Here is a 19344-nt window from a genome sequence, read left to right as displayed (position 1 = left end):
CCCTGCGTCTCAGGTGCGGGTCGCGACCGGCTCGCCGGCCTCGGTCCGGCGGGCGGCCGGGGTGATGAACGCGGCCGCGAGGACCAGGACGAGGACGGCGATGAGGGCCGAGCGCAGGCCGTAGTGCTCGCCGAGGAAGCCCAGGACGGGCGGTCCGACGAGGAACGCGACGTACCCGATGGTCGCGGCCAGGCCGACGCGGGCGGCGGTGTGCTCGCCGGAGTCCCCGGCCGCGGAGATCGCGACGGGGAAGCCGAGGGAGGCGCCCAGGCCCCACAGGATCGCGGCGGCGGCCGCAATGGCCTGGTTGTCCACGAACACGACGAGGGCCATGCCCGCGGCGCTGACGACGGCGGAGGCGGCGAGGACCGCGACGCGGCCGTAGCGGTCCACGAAGCGGCCGCCGATGAACCGGCCGACCGTCATGGCGGCGGCGAAGATCGCGAAGACGGCGGAGCCGAGGGCGGCGTCGAAGCCGTGGCCGTCGACCATGAGGAGCGGGAGCCAGTCGTTGGCGGTGCCCTCGGCCATGGCGAGGGCGAGGATGACGCCGCCGATGAGCAGCAGCCGCACGTCCTTCCACACCGCGGGGCGCGGCGCGCGCTCGGCGGCGACGGCGCGAACGACGCGGCCGACGCCGGAGGGCACGGGGCGGATCGCGACGGCGAGCCCGGCGACGACGAGCGCGGCGGCGATCCACAGGTGCGCGACCACGGGGAAGGCGACGGCGGTGAGGACCATGCCCGCGGTGGCGCCGACGACCGTGCCGAGGCTGAAGAAGCCGTGCATGAGGGGCATCGCGGAGCGGCCGAGGAGGCGTTCGACCTCGGCGCCTTCGATGTTGAAGGCGACCTCGGCGCCGCCCATGCCGCATCCGAAGAGGCCCAGGCCGATCGCGACGACGAGGCCGGAGCCGAAGTGGGCGCCGGTGCCGATGACCCCGGACGCGGCGGCCATGGCGAGGGTCCCGGCGATCATCACCGGGCGCGTGCCCCAGCGGGACACGAAGAACCCGGAGCTGAGGATGCCGGTCATGGAGCCGATGGAGAGGCCGAAGAGGATGAGGCCCATCTGCGCAGTGGAGGCGCCGACGAGGTCGCGCACGTCGGGGGTGCGGGTGACCCACGAGGAGATGGTGATGCCGGGCAGGAAGAACAGGCCGGACAGGGCGTTCCTGCGGGTGCGGACGGAAGCGGTCACGGGGGAGCCTTCTCGGGGACGAGGACGAGTCTGTACAACCGTACACACTTGCGGGGGCGGGGCGGCCGGGCCGCGTCCCCGGCTGTGGCAGATTGGTCACATGGGCGGAACACGGCGCGAGGTCCCCAACGACCCCGGGCGCAGGGAGCGGATCCTCGACGCCGTGCTCGACGTCGTCGCCGCCTCGGGCGTCCACGGGACGACCCACCGGCGGATCGCGGCCCGCGCCGGGGTGCCGCTCGGGTCGCTCACGTACTACTTCGCGGGCATGGACGACCTGCTCGCGCAGGCGTTCGCGCGCCTCGCCGACACCATGTCGGCCCACTACCGGGCGACCCTGGAGGGGGCCGCGACCCGGGCCGAGGCCGAGGCCGCGGTCGTGCAGCTCATCTGCGGCCCCGAGTACGGGACCTCCCGCGAGATGACCCTCATCTTCGAGATGTACGCCTACGCGAACCACCGCCCGGAGGCCATGGAGATCCTCCGGACGTGGCTCCTGCGCAGCCGCGAGAGCCTGAAGCTGCACTTCCCCACGCACGTGTGCGCCGCGCTCGACGTGCTCATCGAGGGGTGGCCGATCCACCGCGTCCTCGAACGCGCCCCGCTGGACCGCGACCTCGTGGCCGCCACGGTCCGGGCGATCGTCGGCGCCCTCGACCCGGCCTAGCGGGACTCGGCGGCGGCCTTGACGCCCGCGAGCCAGGTGTCCACGCCGGCCTGGAGGGCCGCGCTGGGGAGCAGCGCGGCCACGACCGGGCCCGCGAGGGTCTCCTTGCAGGACAGGCGGGTGCCGCCGTCGGCGGGCTCGGTGCGGTAGACGTGGGTGAAGTGGGCCCCCGCGCTGGTGCTCACGTAGGTGAGGAGCCGCCCGGGCTCGACGGCGCCGAACGTGGAGGTGACGCGGTTGGGCCCGGCGCTCCAGGTGAAGGTCGCGCCGGGGGCGGCGGGGCCGTCCGCGGCGACGTCGCGGACGTCGCCGCGGACCTCGGGCCAGCGCTCGACGTCGGCGAGGACCGACCAGACGGCGTCAGGGGCCGCGTCGACGTGGACCTCCCCCGCGGCCTGGGTGGGGGCGAGGTCGTCGGTGCGGCCTTCACTGACGGCGGCGAGGAGGTCGCCCGGGCCGGGCCCGGTGTAGAGGACCGCGCCGAGCGGGGCCGCGCCGGAGGCGAGCCAGTCGGTCGGGTCGTCGAGGGCGCCGCCGTCGAGGACCGCGATCCCGGCGGCGCCGAGGTCGACGAGGCCGTCGGGGGCGGGGGCATCGGTGAGGCGGGGGGCGGGGCCGGGTTCGAGGGTGAGGACCGAGGGGCGGGCGTCGGGGCTCCAGCGCAGGAATCGAATGGCGGACATGGGGTTCCTTCCGTTGTCGTACGTAGTACCGTACAACATACGGCAGGCGTACCGGGTACGGCAAGGCGTTAGGATCGGCGCGTGAACTCGCAACGATGGCCCGACCCCGCCGCCGTGCTGCCGCTGCTGTGGCGCACGGCCGAGCGCCCGAGCCGCGGGAGCGGCCTGACCGTGGGCGCGATCGCCGAGGCGGCGGTGGCGATCGCGGACGCCGAGGGGATCGGGGCGGTGACGATGCGCAGCGTCGCCGAGCGGCTCGGGGCGGGCACGATGTCGCTGTACACGCACGTGCCGGGGAAGCGGGAGCTGTACGCGCTCATGCTCGACCACGTGTTCGCCGACGCGGCCCAGGCGCCTGCGGGGGAAGGCGACTGGCGGGAGCGGTGCGCGGCCGTCGCGCGGCGGGACCGGGACCGGTACCTGCGGCACCCGTGGCTGCTGGAGCTGCCCGCGGCGCGGCCCGCGTTCGGGCCCAACGTGGCCGCGAAGTACGACCGGGACCTGGCGGCGCTGGAGGGGACGGGGCTGAGCGCCGCGGAGATGAACGCCGCGGTGATGTCGCTGACGAGCTTCGTCTCGGGCGCGGCCCGGTTCCAGCGGCAGGCCGAGAGCGACGAGCGGGCGGGGCGCACCGAGGAGCGGTTCTGGCGGGCGCACGAGCCGTTCCTGCACCTGGTGCTGGACCCCGAGCGGTTCCCGACCGCGCACCGGGTCGCGGCCGAGGCCAAACGCGACGGGGACGCCGACCACGACTCCTCGTTCGAGTTCGGGCTCGAACGGCTCCTCGTCGGGATCGGCGACCTCGTCGCGCGGAAGGGCCGGAAGGGCTAGAGCGCCAGGCCGAGTGCGAGCGTGGCGATGGCGAGGCCGAGGAACGAGAACGTCCCGACGGTCTCCTTGGGCCAGAAGTTCGCGAGGATGTGGGTGTGGACCGCGCAGGCCCAGAACAGGATGAGGCCCGCGGCGGAGGCGAGGGCGAGCGGCGGGTAGGCGAGCCCGGCGAGCAGGCCGAGGCCGCCCGCGATCTTGAGGACGCCGATGGGGAAGACGAGCATGGACTGCGGGACGTGCGCGCCGTCCATGAGCGGCAGGATGACCTTGAGGCGGACGGCGGCGCCGATGCCGGACCCGAGGTTGGCGAGGCCGCCGACGAGCAGCAGGATGGTGTAGAGCGTGGACATGGGTGGCTCCGTTCAGTGGAGGCGGGTGAGCTTCTCGGGGTTGGTGACGGCGTAGACGCCGGTGACGGTCTCGCCGTGCAGGTCGAGCATGAGGACGCCGACGACCGCGCCGTCGCGGACCATGAGGGCCGACGGGGAGCCGTTGACGGGCTGGAAGCCGACCGAGAGCCCTTCGCCGCGGCGCAGGAAGCGGCCGGCGAGGAACTCGGCGATGCGCTCGGGCCCGTGCATGGGCCGCGGCCCGGCCGCGGGGGCGAGGCCGCCGCCGTCGCAGGTGAGGACCACGTCGGGGGCCATGAGATTGATGAGCGCGTCGAGGTCGCCGCCGGAGACGGCGGCCATGAACCGCTCGGTGACCTGCCGGTGGACGGCCGGGTCGATCCGGTACTTGGGGCGGCGGGCCTGGACGTGGCCGCGGGCGCGGTGCGCGGTCTGGCGGACCGCGGCCGGGGTGCGCCCGAGCATCGCGGCGATCTCGCCGAGGCCGTAGCCGAAGACGTCGGCGAGCACGAACACGGCGCGTTCGGCGGGCGTCAGCGACTCCAGGACCACCATGAGCGCCATGGACACCGACTCGACGTGGACGGCGCGGTCGGCAGTGTCGTCGGCGGTGCGGTCCGGCCCGGTGGGCACCGGTTCGGGCAGCCACGGCCCGACGTAGGTCTCGCGGCGGCGGCGCACGGCGTCCTGGCGGGCCAGCGCGGCGTTGATCGCGACGCGCGCGAGGTAGGCGCGGGGGTGGTCGATCGGCGCGCCGTGGGAGCGGGCCTCCCAGGAGAGCCAGGTCTCCTGGAGCACGTCCTCGGTGTCGGCGACGGTGCCGAGCATCGCGTAGACGATGCCGAACAGCAGTTCGCGGTGGTCGGTGAACACCGCGGTCGCGGTGTCCGGTTCGGTGCCGGGGTCCACGGGGGCCTCCTCGGTCGGCGGGTGGTGTTGCCGATCTGAGAGCCGAATGGGCCCCGGTTCTGTGACATCCGGGCGCGGATTGTGACCGAGGCCGCAGCCTCGGCCATCAGCATCCTAGGCGCTCCTGGTCAGGCGCAGGACGCGCGCGGTGGGGGCGGGGACGTCCGTGGCGATGCGCAGCGCGCCGTCGGCGGCGTTCCAGGCGGTGCTCCATGCGCCGGTGCCGGGCGTGCCGGGGGCGGGGAAGACCTGGTCGCACGTGACGTGCTGGCCGCGCAGGGAGGGCAGGGCGAGTTCGAGGGTCTCGGGGGCGCCGGGCAGGCGCCACACGGTGACCACGGTCGCGGCATCGGTGTGGAGGGCGAACGCCTGCCAGGGGCCGCGGTGGTCGAGGCCGAGGGGCCAGGAGGGGACGGCCGACGCGGTGTGCGGCAGGAGGTCGCGGTGCGCGGCGACGGCGGTGGCGACGAGCGCGAGCTGCTCCTCGCCCATGCGGGCGAGGTGGCCGCTGAGGTACAGGCGGCCGGTGAGCCCGGCGACGAGGGTGAACGCGGACTCCTCGGTGCTCATCTCGGGCTGCGCGTAGCCCCAGTGCCCGGCCTGCTCGGGGAGGATCGAGGCGGGCGTGGCGGCGGCGATGGCGGGGTACAGGAGCGGGTCCTGCTGGTCCGAGGTGGACTGGAGGTGGAGGCGGGAGAGGGTCGCGTAGTCGGCCCGCATGCCGCCGGAGGCGCAGTTCTCGACGAGGAGCCCGGGGTGGCGGGCGAGGACGGCGTCGAGCCAGTCGAGGTAGGCGCGGCAGTGCTCCAGGAGCCCTGCGCCGGGGGCGAGGCCGCCGGTGTCGGTGCCGGGTCCGGGCATGATGTTGTAGTCGAGCTTGAAGTAGCCGATCCCCATGCCCGCCAGGCGGTCCACGACGGCGTCGAGGTGGGCGCGGGCGGCGGGGTGGCGCAGGTCGAGCTGGTGGCGGCCGTGCTCGACGACGCGGTGGCCGCCGCGCTGGAAGAACGCGTCGTCGGGGAGGGCGTCGGCGGTTTTGGAGCGGACGCCGACCACTTCGGGTTCGAGCCAGATCCCGGGGACGAGGCCGAGTTCGCGGATGCGGCCGAGGACGGCGCCGAGGCCGTCGGGGAAGCGCGAGCGGCTCTCCTCCCACTCCCCCACGGCGTCCCACCAGCCGCCGTCGTCATCGTCGTACCAGCCGGCGTCGATGCAGTAGTGGTCGGCGCCGGCTTTGGCGGCGGCCTCGGCGAGCGGGAGGATCTTGGCGGCGGTGGGGTCGCCCATGAGGGTGTTCATGTAGTCGTTGAAGACCACCGGGAGGGGGCCGTCGAGCCGGGCGGTGCCGCTGGCGGCGGTGAGGGCGCGGCGGTGGGCGGTGAGGTTCGCGAGGGCGGCGCTCACCGGGTCGTCGGGGTCGTGCGCGAGGGTGAACGCGGCGGGCACGGAGGTGAACGCGTCGCCGGGGGCGAGGGTGGCGCTCCACTGGTGCTCGGCGTCGGTGGGGCCCAGGAGCGCGAGGGACGCGCCGGCGCGGTCCTCGCCGAGTTCCCAGTGCCAGGCGCCGTTGTGCTCGATCTGGAAGGCCAGCGCGGCGCCCGCGCCCGCGACGAGGCCGGTCGGGAGGCGCTCGCCGGTGGACCAGGAGCTGCGGGTGGTGACGGCCATGCGGGCGCGGTTCATGTGGTGGTGGACGGCGGGGTCCATGGCGGGCAGGCCCGCCTCGCGGAGCGGGGCGCGGTGCCAGCGGGACTCGGCGACCCAGTCGCTGTCGCCCCACAGGACGTCGAGGTCGTCCACGGTGGTGTCCGCGTTGAGGAAGGTGCCGAGGACGAGGGAGGTCACGGCCTGGACGGTGACGGGCCGGTCTCCGGCGCGCAGGACGGTCCAGGTGCGCACGGCGCCTTGGGAGGGCGCGAAGACGCTGGTGGCGTGGAGGCCGGTGACGGGGTCGAGCTGGTGGAGGCGCAGGGTCCCGTCGGCGAGGTCGTGGCCGGTGTAGCGCAGGCGCGCGCCGACGGTGGTGCAGGTGTAGCGGTGGCTGCCGGGGAAGCGGCCGTGGCCGAGGGCCTGGATTTCGACGAGCGGCGGGGTGGCCGGGGCCGGGCGCGGCGGGGTCCCGGCGGGCGTGAACGCGGTGAGGGTGACCGGTGCGTCGGCGCCGGTGGCGAAGTCGAGGTCGAAGTCTCCGGTGGACCATCGCATGGCGTGTCTCCTCGCGGCGCCGCCCGGCCTCGCGGGCCGGGCGGCGGATCGTCGGTGCTAGAGCAGGTCGTTGGCGCAGCGCAGGGCGGCGGCGAACGCGTCGGGGTCGCCTCCGGCGGGGGTCTGGACGCGGATGACCGCGGTCTCCCCGGCGCGCAGGGTGATCATGCCGCGGTCGGCCTTCGCGAGCGGATCGACGGTGTCGGCGTTGCAGCACACGTCACGCGCGAGGGAGGCCGCGGTGATGCGCAGGTCCACGTGTCCTTCGGCCGCAACGGCTTCGACGCGCAGCGGGCGCGGGTCGAGTCGCTGGTCCACGACTTCGGCGCCGTAGTGGAACGCAGGGGCGAACGCGCCGTCGTCGCAGACGGCGACCACGGCCTCGGCCTTCGGGTCGCCGAACGCGGCGACCTCGGCGGGCACGAACACGGTCTCGGCGCCGCGCGCGGGCACCGTCGCCTCCACGGCGGCCTCGGCGAGCACGGTCCCATCGAAGGACTCGCGGACGAGCGCGAACGCGCCCGTGTAGTCCTCGCCGGTGTCGTTGACCAGGACGAGTGCCAGCGCGTCGCGCTCGGGCGGCAGGCCCTCCCACGCCTCGGCGCGCGCGCGTTCGGACGGGCGCGGCTGGAGCGTGGCCAGGCGCGGGGCGTACATGTCGCGCAGGGCGTGCCACAGCGGCTTGCGGTGTCCGTTGAAGTCGACCGCGGCCCAGGAGACCACGGGCCAGTTGTCGTTGAGCTGCCACAGGATCGTGCCGGTGTTGTGGGGGGTGAGGGACCGGAAGTGCTCGACGCCGAAGCGGATCGCGTGGGCCTGGTTGAGCTGCGTGGTCCAGTGCCAGTCCTCGATGGACTCCGGGTCGGGCAGGTGGCCCTGCCAGCCGCGTTGGAGCTTCGCGTTCCCCTGGTGGGCCTTCTGGTGGACGAGCATCTCGCGGCCGAAGGGGTCCATGGGCTCGTCGTGGACGACCGCGGCGAGGGTCGACCAGGCGGGCGGGGCCTGGAAGCCGAACTCGGAGACGAAGCGCGGCAGGTAGTCGGCGTACTCGGTGTAGTCGACGCGGTTCCACACGTCCCAGATGTGCATGGAGCCGTAGCGCTCGTCGTTGGGGTGGCGGTAGTCGCCGAAGGAGTACGGGCTCGCGGGCGAGTACGGCCGGGTCGGGTCCAGTTCGGACAGGATCGCGGGGAGCAGCTCCGTGTAGTAGGCGTCGCCCCAGCCGCGGCCGCCGAGGCGGTGCGCCCAGGACCAGTCGACCGAGCCCCACGTGTTCTCGTTGTTGCCGTTCCACAGGACGAGGGACGGGTGCGGGCTCAACCGCGCGACGTTCTCGCGGACCTCGGCCTCCACTTCGGAGCGCAGCGGGTCGTCCTCGCTGTAGGCGGCGCAGGCGAACAGGAAGTCCTGCCACATGAGGAGGCCGTGCTCGTCGGCGAGGTCGTAGAGGTCGTCGGACTCGTAGACACCGCCGCCCCACACGCGCAGGAGGTTGATGTTCGCGTCGAGCGCGTCGGCCACGCGGCGGGCGTACCGGTCGCGGTCGATCTCGGTGAGGAACGCGTGGTCGGGGATCCAGTTGGCGCCGCGCACGAGGACGCGCTCGCCGTTGACGACGAGGTCGAACGGGGCCCCGGCGGCGTCGGGGGCGGTGTCGAGGGCGACGGTGCGGAAGCCGACGCGGCCCCGCCACTCCCCTTGGCCCGCGGCCACGTCCACGCGGTAGAGCGGCTGTTCGCCGTGGCCGACGGGCCACCAGCGGCGCACGTCCGGGACGTGCAGTTCGATGACGGCCGAGGCGGACCCGGCGGGGACGGCGGCCGCGGCTTCGAGGGGGGAGCCGTCGGGGTCGGTGAGGACCGCGAGCACGTCCACGTCGCCGTCGCCTCGGGCGCGTTCGACGTCCACGTGGACGCGCAGGACCCCGTCGTGGCCGCCTTCGGCGTTCTCGACCACGTCCACGAGGGGCCGCACGCCCGCGACGCGGGTCCCCGACCACGAGTCGAGGCCGATCGGCTTCCAGATCCCGGCGCCCGCCACGTCCACGCCCCAGTCCCACCCGAAGGAGCAGGCCATCTTCCGAAGCTGGTTGTACGCGTGGTGGTTGGTGTGCGGCAGGGCCCCGTCGCGCTCGGCGCGCGCGGCGGCCTCGGGCACCGGGGCGGCGAAGACCACGGCGAGGGTGTTCGCCCCTTCGCGCAGGAGGCCGCGCACGTCCCAGCGGTAGGACCGGAACTGGTTCTGCGTGCGGCCCACCTCGGTCCCGTTGAGCGACACGGCGGCGACGGTGTCGAGGCCGAGCGCGACGAGGTCGTGGCGGTCCGCGCCGTCGTCGGTCCAGGAGAACACCGTCTCGTACCGCCAGGACGTGTCGCCGATCCACTGCTGCGCGGCCTCGTTGTCGCCGTCGAAGGGGTCGGCGATGAGCCCGGCGCGGCGCAGGTCCAGGTGCGCCTCGCCCGGGACGGCGGCCGGGACGCCGGCGGCCAGCGCGGCGGCGTCCGCTTCGGCGTCCGCGGGGAGCGCTGCGGCGGTCAGGGTCCAGCCCTCGTGGAGCGGACGGAACGTCGCGGGAAGGAAGGTCATATGGGTCCTCATGGTCGTGGTGGTGCGGTCTCTCGCGGGAGCGCCGGTCCCGCGCGGGCGTCAGGTGCGGGCGACGGTCTTCGCTCGGGCGGCGGGGACTCCGGCCTCCCGCCACTCCCCCGCGAAGTGGTCGTAGCAGGCGCTGTTGTCGATCGCGTCGCGGTCGACCGGAGCGTCTGCGGTGACGCGGCCGGGGCGCTCGGGGTCGGGCGCGGCGGCGGCGAGGAGCTTCGTGTAGTCGTGGTGCGGGTCGAGGATGACCGCGTCGGCCGGGCCGCGCTCGACGACGCGGCCGCGGTAGAGCACGGTGATCTCGTCGGAGAAGTGGCGGGCCGTGGCGAGGTCGTGGGTGATGTACAGGACCGCGAGGTCGTCCTCGCGCTGGAGGCGGCCCAGGAGGTTGAGCACGCCGAGGCGGATCGACACGTCCAGCATGGACACCGGCTCGTCGGCGATGAGGACTTTCGCGCCGGGGGCGAGCGCGCGGGCGATGGCGACGCGCTGGCGCTGCCCGCCCGAGAGCTCGTGGGGGCGCCGCGGGGCGATGTTCGCCGCGGGGGTGAGGTTGACGCGTTCGAGCATCTCCAGCACGCGCCGCCGGGTCTCCTCGCCCGCGGCGGTGCGGCCGTGGATGCGCAGAGGCCTGGCGATGTGGTGCTCGATGGAGTGGAACGGGTTGAGGGAGGCGAAGGGGTCCTGGAAGACCATCTGGACCTCGCGCCGGTAGGCGGCCCGCTCGACTGAGCTGCCGTCGTCGCGGACGACCTCGACGCCCCCGGAGGTGGGGGTCTCCATGCGGGTGAGGATCTTCGCGATCGTGGACTTGCCGGACCCGGACTCGCCGACGAGGGCGACGGTGCGCCCGGGGGCGAGGTCGAGGCTGACGTGGTCGACGGCGCGCAGGCGGGTGCGCCTGAGGCCATTGCGGATGGTGTAGTCCTTCACCAGGTCGGTGACGTGCACGCTGGTCATGCTCGCTCCTCGGTCGCTTCGGCCTCGGTCTCGTCCACGCCCGTGCGGATGAAGGCGCCGCGGTCGCCCGAGAGGCTCGGGAAGGAGCCCAGGAGCTTCCGCGTGTAGGGGTGCTTCGCGTCGCGGTAGAGCGACGCGGCGGTGTCGAGTTCGACGATCTCGCCTTCGAGCATCACGGCGATGCGGTCGCTGATCTCCAGCAGCAGCGGCAGGTCGTGGGTGATGAAGACGACGGCGAAGTCGAGTTCGTCCCGCAGGCGCACGATCTCGCGGAGGATGTCGCGCTGCACGACCACGTCGAGCGCGGTGGTCGGCTCGTCCATGATCATGATCTGGGGCTCCAGGAGCATGGCCATGGCGATCATGACGCGCTGCCGCATGCCGCCGGACAGCTCGTGCGGGTAGGAGCCGAGGCGGCGGGGGTCGACGCCGACGCGGCGCAGCACGTCCTCGGAGCGGTCGCGGATCTCCTTGCGGCCCATCTTGGGGCGGTGCGCGCGGAGGGTGTCGGCGAGCTGGGCGCGGACGGTGCCGACCGGGTTGAGGGCGTTCATCGCGCCCTGGAAGACCATGGAGAGCCGGTCCCAGCGGAACGCGCGCAGCTCGCGGTCGTCGAGGGCGAGGATGTCGACGTCCTCGCCGGAGCGGTCGTGGAAGGTGATGCGGCCCGAGGCGATGCGGGCCGGGGGCCGGTGGAGGCGGTTGACGGCGTAGGCGAGCGTGGTCTTGCCGCAGCCGGATTCGCCGGCGAGACCGAGGATCTCGCCGCGGTGGAGGGTGAGGCCGGCGCCGCGCACGGCGGTCACCGGCTCGTCCACTTCATACACGACCGTGAGGTCCTCGACGGTGAGGACGGGAGGTGCGGTGGTCATCGGTCGGTCTCCTCGGGGGCAGGGGTGCGGCGGGCCAGCTCGCGTTCGAGGCGCAGGGCCCGGCGGGCGCGGCGGCGGTGCTGGCGCAGGTTCTTCAGCTTGGGGTTGATGACCTCGTCGATGGAGAAGTTGACGAGCGACAGGCCCATGCCGAACAGGGCGATCATCAGGCCCGGCGGCACGAACCACCACCAGGCGCCCAGCGAGAGCGCGAACCCGTTCTGGGCGTAGAAGAGCATCGTGCCGAGCGTCGCGGAGTTGGAGGCGCCCAGGCCGATGTAGGAGAGCCCGGCCTCGCCGAGGATCGCGGCGATGACGGCGAACACGAACTGCGAGGCGATGACCGGCAGCAGGTTCGGGAGGATCTCCACCACGATGACCCGCCACGGGCGCTCGCCCGAGACCTGGGAGGCGGCCACGTAGTCCCGCTGGCGCACCGAGAGGGTCTGGGCGTGGAGGACGCGCGCGGAGGCGGCCCAGCCGGTGACGGCCAGGACGATCGCGATCGTCCACAGTCCGCGGCTCTCGCGGGGCACGAACCCGGAGATGACGATGACCAGCGGCAGGCCCGGGATCACCAGGAACACGTTGGTGAACAGGGAGAACGCGTCGTCGAGGAACTTGCCGCGGTAGGCGCCGTAGATCCCGAAGAACGCCGAGAGCACGGTGGCGAGGACGCCCACGAGCAGGCCGATCTGGAGGGAGCCGCGGGTCGCGTAGGCGAGCTGCGCGAGCACGTCCTGCCCGGTCTGGGTGGTGCCGAGCCAGAACTCCGCGGACGGCGGGGTCAGGCCCTGGTCGCGGATCTGCTGCGGGTCGCCCACGAAGAGCGGCCCGAGGAGGCCGAACAGGCCGATCCCGGCGACGAGGACGAGGCCGATCGCGAGCCAGGGGGTCATGGTCGGCAGGAGGGAGCGCCAGCCGGAGCGGGCGGGCCCGGCGGCGGGGGCCGCGGCGTCGGCGTCCGCGACGGGGGTCGTGTTGGCGGGCTTGAGGTTCGTCATGGTCGCCGCTCCTTAGGTCCGCGCCCGGGTGCGGGGGTCGATGATGCCGTAGAGGAGGTCGACCAGGAGGTTCGCGCCCAGGACGGCGAGGGTGATGAACAGGAACACGCCCTGCATGAGCGCGTAGTCGTTGTTGGTGACCGCGCCCAGCAGGCGCCCGCCGATCCCGGGGTAGGAGAACACCTGCTCGGTGATGACCGAGCCGGAGACGACGAACCCGAGGGAGATCGCGAACCCGGCCACCGAGGGGAGCACGGCGTTGCGGGAGGCGTAGGAGCGCAGGATCTTCCGCGGCGACAGGCCCTTGGCCTCGGCGGTGAGGATGTAGTCCTCCGAGAGCGTCGAGACCATCATGTTGCGCATGCCCAGGACCCAGCCGCCGATCGAGGCGAGCACGATCGTGAGCGCGGGCAGGAACCCGTACTGGATGGCCGAGCCGATGAACTCGCCGTTCCAGCCGGGCGTGAGGACCACGTCGTACCCGCCCTGGAGCGGGAACCAGCCCAGGACGCGGGCCAGGAGGTAGGCGAGGATGAGCGCCAGCCAGAAGTACGGGACGGCCGCCAGGAGCGTCGTGGACGGGACGAGCGAGTCCAGCCACGTGCCGGGCTTCCACCCGACGACCGCGCCGAGCAGGACCCCGAGGACCGCCGCGAGGACCGTGGCGATCCCGACCAGCACCACCGTCCAGGGCAGCGACGTGAGGATCACGTCGCTGACCTTGGCCGGGTAGTAGCTGACCGAGACGCCCAGGTCGCCGTGGGCGAGGTTCTTCAGGTAGTCCCAGTACTGGATCCACAGCGGATCGTCGCTGTCGCCCCCGAGGAGGAGCGCGTAGGCCTTGCGGGTCTCCGGGGTGACCGTCTCGCCGCGCTGCTGGAGCTTGGCCAGCAGGATGTCGACGGGGTTGCCCGGCAGCAGCCGCGGGATGGCGAAGTTCAGCGTCAGCGCCGCCCACAGGGCCACGGCGTAGAAGCTCAGTTTGCGCAGGAAGTAGTTCACTGTGTCTCGGCTCCTCCTCGGGGGCGAACGCCCTCTAGCCCTTCGGCTTGAGGTGCTTGAAGATCTCGGCGCAGTCCCAGGCGGACCAGACCGCCGGGAACGCGTAGAGGTCCTCGTCCGAGGGCCAGCCGGTGAACTCGGCGGTGTTCCACACGCTCGTGGTGCCGCCGGTCATGATCGGGATGTACGGCATGTCGTCCCAGATCGCGGCCTGGATGGTGTCGAAGTACGGCTGGCGGGCGGCCGTGTCGTCGAGCGGCAGCGCCGAGAGCGCGTCGAGGGCGGCGTCCACGTCCGGGTCGCTGAAGCGCGCGTAGTTGTTGCCCGCCGACTCCCCGACCTGGGTGGTCGCGGTGGAGACGAAGAAGTAGTTGTACAGGTAGTACGGGTCGGCCGTGGGGCCCTGCCACAGCGAGTCGATCGCGAGCTGGAACTCGCCCTTGAGGCGCTGGTCGGTCCACTCGTTCCAGGAGGACTGGGCGGCGGTCAGCTCGATGCCGGCCTCCTTGGCCTGCGAGGCCATGGTGTCGACGGCGGTGATGTAGTCGGTCCAGCCGGTCACGACCTCGACGGTGAGCGAGAGGCGCTCGCCGTCCTTCTCGTAGATGCCGTCCGAGCCCTTCGCCCACCCGGCCGCTTCGAGCGTCTGGGAGGCGGTGTCGGCCTGCGCGGTCTGCGGCGCGGTCTTCTCTTCGATCGCGGCGGAGACGAACTGGTCCTGGCTCGGGGTCAGGGTGAACACCGGCGAGACCTCGCCTGCGGTGTCCATGAACGCCAGCGAGTTGAGCTGGTCGCGGTCGAGCGCGTAGTACAGGGCCTTGCGCACGGCCGGGTCGGTCTGCGGGCCTTCGCATCCGAGGTCGGGGTTGGAGCAGGCGCCCAGGACCATCTGGTTCTGCCACTGCGTGTACGCGTCGTAGTTCGGGAAGTTCTCGTGCGTGTTCTGGATGTCGGGGATCGGCCCGGTCTGCCAGTCGATGGTGCCCGCGGCGATGGCGTCGGCCCCGGCCTGGTTGCCCGAGAGCGACAGGTATCGGATCTCCTTGACCTCCGGCTCGCCGCCCCAGTAGTCGGGGTTGGCCGCGAGCGTGTACGCCTGCGGCTTGAACTCCTGGAGGGTGAACGCGCCGGTGCCGACGGGCTCCTCCACGACGTCGGCGGTCGGGTCGACGTCGGCCCACAGGTGCTCGGGGACGATCGGGGTGCTCAGCAGGTCGGGGGCCTTGGTGAACATCGGCGTCGCGAAGGTGAGGGTGACGTGGGTGTCGTCGACGGCCGCGGCCGTGCCGTCGTAGCCGCCGCCGTTGATCGCCGGGGTGGCCTTGAGCAGGTCGAAGGTGAAGACCACGTCGTCGGCGGTGAACGCCTCGCCGTCGCTCCACGTCACGCCGTCGCGGAGGGTCACGGACAGGACGGTGCCGTCCTCGTTCCACGCCTCCTCGGTGCCCAGCAGCGGGACCGGGTCCTGGACCTGGGCCTTGTTGAAGAAGAAGAGGGATTCGTAGATCGTCCCCATGCCGCCGATCTTGGTGGGCGAGAAGGGGTTGAAGTTGATCTGGTAGTCGCCGGCCTGTCCGGTGTAGACCACGAGGGTGTCGGTGGAGGAGGAGCTGCCGGAGCCTCCCGAGCAGGCGGTGAGCGCGAGGCCGAGCACGGCCGCGCCCGCGAGGGCGGCCGCGGCGCGGCGCCGCAGTCCGTTCTTGGGTGACATCGTCGTCCTTTCGGGTCCGGGGCGCCGTCGCCCGCGGAACTGGAGGGGGTCGCGCCCGCTTGGGCGTCCGGCCAATTATTAACCTGTTAAATTTAAGGTGTCAAGAATAAGATCCGATGAACTTCCGAAGGAGGCCGCCGATGCGCCACCGGGGCGGAACCCGTGCGGGCGTGGCCCGACGCGTGCTCGACCTCCTGCGGACCGAGGGCACCCTGAGCCGCGTCGAGCTCGCCGAGCGGACCGGGCTGACCGCCGCGACCATCACCAACACCGTGCGGCCGCTCATCGCCGACGGGCTCGTGCGCGAGTCCGGGCGCGACCCGCAGCCCGGCCGCGGCCAGCCCCGGCGGCTGCTGCGGCTCGTCGCCGACGCCTGGCACGCCGTGGGCGTCCAGGTCGACCGGACCACCACCACGATCGAGGTCCTCGACTTCGCCGGGGGCCGCATCGCCACCGCGAACCTCCCCGGGACCGGCGGGCGCGGCCCCGACGCCACGGTCGAATCCCTCGCCGCCCACGTCGGCGCGCTGCTGGAGCGGGCCGAGGTGCCCCGCGGCCGCGTCCTCGGCGCGGGCCTGGTGACCCACGGACCGCAGGACCTCGACCGGGGCGTGCTCCTCACCGCCCAGCCCGGCCCCGACTGGCTGGAGTACCCGCTCGCCGCGACGCTCGCCGAGCGGCTGGGCCTGCCGGTGCTGCTGGAGAACGACGCCACCGCCGCCGCGGTCGGCGAGCTGTGGGCCGGGGCCCCGCGCACCGACACGTTCGGCCTGGTCTACATGGCCTCGGGGATCGGCGGCGGCGTCATCGTCGACGGCGAGGTCTACCGCGGCCGGGCCTCCAACGCCGTCGAGATCGGGCACGTGGCCCTCGCGGGCGGCGCCACGCCGTGCGTGTGCGGCGGCGCGGGCTGCGCGCAGGCCGAGGCCGCCCCGCAGGCCGTCGTCGCGCGGGCCCTCGGCGACCCCGCGCTCGCCGCCCGGTTCGGACTCACCGGGGCGCGGGACGGCGCGCTCGCGGACTTCGACCGCATCGCCCGCGCCTGGCGCGCGGGCGACGCCGACGCCGCCGCGATGCTGGAGCGGTCCGCGCGGTGGATCGGGCAGGCCGCCGTGACGCTGGTGAACCTGTTCGACCTCGACACCGTCGTCCTCGCCGGGCCCGCGTTCACGGTGGCCGGGAGCCTGTACCGCGACCGGGTCGCCGCCGAGCTGGAGCGGCTCGCGCTCAGCCGCGCGCTCAGCCGGCCCAAGGTCCTCGTGTCCGCCGACACCGGGTCGGCCGCGGCGCTCGGGGGCGCGCTCCACGTCCTGCGGGCCATGCAGGGCGCGCCCCGCCCCGCCGATTTCGCCCGGTCACCGGACGAGCGTGTCCAGTAAGGTGAAACCCGCCCGTGCACCCCGAGTAAGGAGCCCGCATTGCGCTCGTTCGGCGCCGACACCCGCCTGCCCACGCTGGCGGTCGTGCTCGACATCATCCGCGAGCGCGGGGCCGCCAGCCGCGTGGAGCTGGCCGAGGCCACGGGCATGACGCCGGCGACCATGACCCACGCGGTCCGCAAACTCACCGCCCTGGGCCTGGTCCACGAGGTCGGCACCGTCCCCGCCAACCGCGGCACCCCGAGACGGCTCATCGGCGTCCGGGACGACGCGTGCTACATGGTCGGCGTGCAGCTCGACCAGTTCGCGGCCGTGGGCGTCGTGGTCGACCTGGCCGGAAGGGTCGTGGTCCGCCGCGACATGCCCGGCTCCGGGAAGCGACCGCTGGCGGAGGTCGTGGCCGAGCTGGCCGCCCACGTGCAGGCGATGCTGGAGGACGCCGCGGTCCCGCGCGACAAGGTCCTGGGCATCGGCCTGGCGACCTACGGGCCGCAGGACCGCGAGGCGGGCGTGGTCATCACCCCGCACCCGACGCCCGAGTGGACCGGGTACCCCCTCGCCGAGACCCTCGCGGCCGCGACCGGGCTCCCGGTGGCCCTGGAGAACGACGCGACCGCCGCGGGCCTGGGCGTGCAGACCCTCGGCGGCTCCGGGTCGAGCTTCGCGGTCGTGTTCATGTCCGGCGGCATCGGCGGCGGCGTCATCCTCGACGGGCACCCCTACCGGGGCGTGACCTCCAACGGCGTCGAGCTGGGCCACATCTCGGTCGACGCGCTCGGCGAGGACTGCCCGTGCGGCAACCGCGGCTGCCTCGACCCCGTGGCCGGGCCGCGCCCGGTCGTGGAGCGGGCCATGGAGGACCCGGACCTCGCGGCCCGGCTCGGCCTGGGCGCCGACACGGTCACCGACTTCAACCGCGTCGGCCGCGCCGCCCGCGAGGGCGACCCCGCGGCCGCCGCGCTCATCGCCGACTCCGCGCAGCGCCTCGCCGTCGCCACCGTGACCCTGGTGAACATGTTCGACGTGGGCCGGGTGGTCCTCGCCGGGCAGGCGTTCGCCGAGTCCGGGCAGGCGTACCGCGACGTCCTGGAGGAGTTGCTCAACCGGTCGGTGTTCATGCGCCACGTCCACACCGTCGAGGTCGAGCTGGCCGCGGACGTCGCGCAGGCCGCGGCGCTCGGCGGCGCCGCGGTGGTCCTGCGCAACCTCCTGGAGTCACCGAACCCGCAGCTGCGGACCGCTCACTCCGTGCCGAGGTAGATCAGGGACTTCAGCACGTACTTCCCCGGTTCGAGGACGCCGCGCAGCACCGGCAGGACCGTCGCGGGCCAGTACAGGTGCGTGCCGGGCATCGGCTCGATGAGGTCGGCCTCGCGGCCGGTGCCGGAGTCGATGATCTCCGAGCGCAGGCCCTGGCTGGTGACGAGCGCCTTCGCCTCGCCGACCTGCGCCACGTGCCCGGCCTTGGGCACGCACCAGCCGCCCTCGCCGGTGTACAGGAGCCGCCCGGTGTCCACGACGTGGACGCGGGCGTGCCAGCCGTCCACGGCCGCTTCGAGGGAGGTCGTGATCGACACGTCTTCCCACGGCTGCCACTCGATCGTGAGCACGCCGTTCTCGTCGATGGTCCCCTCGTCGGAGTCCTCGCGGCCCCGCCAGTGGCGCCCGTCCTCCGAGAGGTGCAGGGCCCCGTCCGGCACGGCCGCTTCGAGGCCGGGACCGGCCGTGGCGTGGGAGAACGCGGCGAGCGAGGAGTACGCGAACTTCCCGTACGCGGCCTGGCCGCCCCGGGCCCACGGGTGCCAGGCCTGGCCGTTCAGGCGCGTGACGTGCCCGGCGCGGTCGCGCACGTGGACGGCGCGGGCGGCCTTGTGCGGCTCGACCACCGGCCCCGGGACCGCCTCGTCGGCGGTCCAGAACGGGTGCGCGGGCCCGGCGAGGAGCCCGATGAACGCCTTCGTCGCCCACCACGGGGACCCCGCGGTGAGGTACTGCTCCACGACCGAGTCGTTCGGGTAGGAGTAGCCGACCGTGAGGCGGCCCGCGGGGTCGAGCATCGGGCGGCGCCACCACCAGTCGAGGTTGCGGCGGGCGTGCCCGGCGGCCTCGGACCACGGGACGGCCTCCACGTCGGCGGCGGCCAGCGCGCCCCACAGGGACGACTGCGCGAAGCGGTAGCCGAGGCTGCGGCCGTAGGGGACGGCGGCGCCGTCGGCGGCGAACCAGGACCCGAAGCGCTTGGCGAAGGCCGCGGCATTGGCGACGTACCGGTCGTCGCCGGAGAGCTTGAAGTGCAGGAGCGCGTAGGTGTGGAACGCGAAGGGGTTGTAGTAGTCGACGCGGCCGCCGGGGCCGTCCTCGAAGACGGAGTCGCCCAGCAGCATCTCCCCCATGCGCTCCAGGTGGGCGGCGGCGACGGCCCGGTCGTGCTCGACGCCGATGCGCTTGAGGCCGTGCCCGGCGAAGACGGGGAAGTAGTGCCAGTTGGTGTCGGCGACCTCGGCGGTGTAGGCGCGGGAGAGCCAGGCGGCGACCTTGTCCTTCGCTTTGGGGTCCAGGGGTTCCCAGAGCTTCTCGGGGGCGGTGGCGAGGCCCCAGCCGACGGAGGCGGCCTCCACGATGCGCTGGCCGCCGCGGGCGGCGTCGCCGATGTACCAGTCGTCCTCGTCGTCCAGGGCGCGGGCGAGGGTCCCGGCGAGGGGCTCCCAGACCGAGTCGGGGACGTGGTCCTTGGCGGCGGCGAGGCCCCAGAGGGGGCGGGTGAGGAGCTCGAACCAGTTCTCGCGGTGGGAGTGGTTCGACATGGTGACGGGCATCGCGCCCGGGCCTTGCGCGGCCAGTTCGACGGCGGGCCTGCTTATGGCCAGCGCCGCGGCGCCCCATCCGGCGTGGGTCTGGTCCAGGGGCCCGAACGTGCGCTGCGGTGAAGTCACGCTGGCAGACGCTATCAACGCGGGGGCGGGGGTGCAACCC

At 73.6% G+C, this 19344-nt stretch carries 16 protein-coding genes; 4 read left to right on the top strand and 12 right to left on the bottom strand.

Going from position 1 to position 19344, the window contains the following annotated elements:
* Positions 1 to 9 precede the first annotated feature (9 nt).
* On the bottom strand, positions 10 to 1200 hold the full coding sequence (locus ACFFXY_RS22540; RefSeq protein WP_382356054.1) for an MFS transporter: 1191 nt from the start codon (positions 1198 to 1200) through the stop codon (positions 10 to 12).
* Between the two features lie 100 nt (positions 1201 to 1300).
* Here ACFFXY_RS22540 and ACFFXY_RS22535 point away from each other — a divergent pair, with 100 nt between their 5' ends.
* Positions 1301 to 1867: a TetR/AcrR family transcriptional regulator gene (locus tag ACFFXY_RS22535; protein ID WP_382356052.1), complete on the top strand. Its 567-nt coding sequence runs from the start codon at positions 1301 to 1303 to the stop codon at positions 1865 to 1867.
* Here the strand turns inward: ACFFXY_RS22535 and ACFFXY_RS22530 are convergent.
* Positions 1864 to 2550, bottom strand: a complete 687-nt coding sequence (locus ACFFXY_RS22530) for an SRPBCC family protein (protein WP_382356050.1) — start codon at positions 2548 to 2550, stop codon at positions 1864 to 1866. The genes ACFFXY_RS22535 and ACFFXY_RS22530 overlap by 4 nt on opposite strands.
* A gap of 81 nt (positions 2551 to 2631) precedes the next feature.
* Between ACFFXY_RS22530 and ACFFXY_RS22525 the strand changes: the two genes are divergently transcribed.
* Entirely contained in the window at positions 2632 to 3381 is a 750-nt protein-coding gene (locus ACFFXY_RS22525; protein WP_382356048.1) for a TetR/AcrR family transcriptional regulator C-terminal domain-containing protein, read from the top strand.
* Here ACFFXY_RS22525 and ACFFXY_RS22520 read toward each other — a convergent pair.
* The 9 genes from ACFFXY_RS22520 to ACFFXY_RS22480 form a co-directional block, all read right to left on the bottom strand.
* Positions 3378 to 3731, bottom strand: a complete 354-nt coding sequence (locus tag ACFFXY_RS22520; protein ID WP_382356046.1) for a DoxX family protein — start codon at positions 3729 to 3731, stop codon at positions 3378 to 3380. The two genes, ACFFXY_RS22525 and ACFFXY_RS22520, sit on opposite strands and share 4 nt — an antisense overlap.
* Before the next feature lie 12 nt (positions 3732 to 3743).
* Positions 3744 to 4640, bottom strand: coding sequence for an RNA polymerase sigma factor SigJ (gene sigJ, locus ACFFXY_RS22515; protein WP_382356044.1), 897 nt, complete (start codon positions 4638 to 4640; stop codon positions 3744 to 3746).
* Between the two features lie 114 nt (positions 4641 to 4754).
* On the bottom strand, positions 4755 to 6845 hold the full coding sequence (locus ACFFXY_RS22510; RefSeq protein ID WP_382356042.1) for a glycoside hydrolase family 36 protein: 2091 nt from the start codon (positions 6843 to 6845) through the stop codon (positions 4755 to 4757).
* A 57-nt stretch (positions 6846 to 6902) separates the two neighbouring features.
* The gene (locus ACFFXY_RS22505; protein ID WP_382356040.1) at positions 6903 to 9431 is read right to left on the bottom strand and encodes a glycoside hydrolase family 2 protein; all 2529 of its coding nucleotides are present in this window, start codon (positions 9429 to 9431) and stop codon (positions 6903 to 6905) included.
* 60 nt (positions 9432 to 9491) lie between these two features.
* Positions 9492 to 10403 (bottom strand): ABC transporter ATP-binding protein, encoded by a 912-nt coding sequence (locus tag ACFFXY_RS22500; RefSeq protein ID WP_382356038.1) that lies wholly within the window; start codon positions 10401 to 10403, stop codon positions 9492 to 9494.
* A complete protein-coding gene (locus ACFFXY_RS22495) occupies positions 10400 to 11275 on the bottom strand; it encodes an ABC transporter ATP-binding protein (RefSeq protein ID WP_382356036.1) in 876 nt (291 codons plus the stop codon). Before ACFFXY_RS22495 ends, ACFFXY_RS22500 begins: the two co-directional genes overlap by 4 nt.
* A complete protein-coding gene (locus tag ACFFXY_RS22490) occupies positions 11272 to 12279 on the bottom strand; it encodes an ABC transporter permease (protein WP_382356034.1) in 1008 nt (335 codons plus the stop codon). The genes ACFFXY_RS22495 and ACFFXY_RS22490 overlap by 4 nt, the downstream gene beginning before the upstream one ends.
* Before the next feature lie 12 nt (positions 12280 to 12291).
* Complete coding sequence (locus tag ACFFXY_RS22485) at positions 12292 to 13281, bottom strand: ABC transporter permease (RefSeq protein WP_382356032.1); 990 nt, start codon at positions 13279 to 13281, stop codon at positions 12292 to 12294.
* 34 nt (positions 13282 to 13315) lie between these two features.
* Entirely contained in the window at positions 13316 to 14992 is a 1677-nt protein-coding gene (locus ACFFXY_RS22480; RefSeq protein WP_382356030.1) for an ABC transporter substrate-binding protein, read from the bottom strand.
* A 170-nt stretch (positions 14993 to 15162) separates the two neighbouring features.
* Here ACFFXY_RS22480 and ACFFXY_RS22475 point away from each other — a divergent pair, with 170 nt between their 5' ends.
* Together ACFFXY_RS22475 and ACFFXY_RS22470 are read left to right on the top strand one after the other, a co-directional pair.
* Positions 15163 to 16371, top strand: a complete 1209-nt coding sequence (locus ACFFXY_RS22475; RefSeq protein ID WP_382356028.1) for an ROK family transcriptional regulator — start codon at positions 15163 to 15165, stop codon at positions 16369 to 16371.
* Between the two features lie 39 nt (positions 16372 to 16410).
* A complete protein-coding gene (locus tag ACFFXY_RS22470; RefSeq protein ID WP_382356026.1) occupies positions 16411 to 17631 on the top strand; it encodes an ROK family transcriptional regulator in 1221 nt (406 codons plus the stop codon).
* Here ACFFXY_RS22470 and ACFFXY_RS22465 read toward each other — a convergent pair.
* On the bottom strand, positions 17613 to 19304 hold the full coding sequence (locus tag ACFFXY_RS22465; RefSeq protein WP_382356024.1) for a DUF2264 domain-containing protein: 1692 nt from the start codon (positions 19302 to 19304) through the stop codon (positions 17613 to 17615). The genes ACFFXY_RS22470 and ACFFXY_RS22465 overlap by 19 nt on opposite strands.
* Positions 19305 to 19344 lie beyond the last annotated feature (40 nt).

The sequence above is a fragment of the Glycomyces mayteni genome (assembly GCF_042428885.1).
Classification (GTDB): Bacteria; Actinomycetota; Actinomycetes; order Mycobacteriales; family Micromonosporaceae; genus Glycomyces; species Glycomyces mayteni.
This window is presented reverse-complemented; position numbering and strand designations above follow the sequence as displayed.